Below are 523 nucleotides of genomic sequence, written 5' to 3'. Positions count from 1 at the left end.
GTATGAATTTGGTATCGTTCAGTGCTCTGGTGGAGAATGTAAGATCCCACTGACTCAGTCTTATACCAACACGCCACTGGTGTTTGTGATGCCAACCATTGATTCAAGTGCCCCTGACGCGGATGCTCCTGCAACGTTAATGGTTACCGAGGTAAGCAAAACCGAAGCGACCATCAAGCAGATTAAGGCGCCAAAGAATGGCGGTGGTTCAGATTTAGATAGCCAACCGATAACAGAAGTCAGTTACCTTGCGATTGAGCCCGGTGTGGCCGATTTTAATGGCCATGAAGTCATAGCGGGTTATTTGAACACCGATGCAGCCAGTGCTAAATCAGGCTCAAATAGTAATGATAGAGTCCTTTATAGCGATTTTGGCGGAGCTGGCTTTTCTTCTAATCCGGTGGTATTGCATCAAATTCAAACTCGAAATAACAATGATAAATGGATGACCTCTGGCAAGGTTAGGCGAACCGATGAAACGTCATACATTGATTTGTTTTTGGAGCTAAGTGCTTCTCACCGC

Annotated in this window: 1 pseudogene; it reads left to right on the top strand. The window is 45.5% G+C overall.

From position 1 onward, the window contains the following. A pseudogene (locus AB4486_RS25620) lies at positions 1-523 on the top strand (hypothetical protein); the annotation flags it as partial.

The sequence above is a fragment of the Vibrio sp. 10N.222.55.C6 genome, assembly GCF_041473395.1.
Lineage (GTDB): Bacteria > Pseudomonadota > Gammaproteobacteria > Enterobacterales > Vibrionaceae > Vibrio > Vibrio crassostreae_C.
The sequence above is the reverse complement of the archived record's forward strand: the minus strand, read 5'-3'. Positions and strand labels throughout refer to the sequence as shown.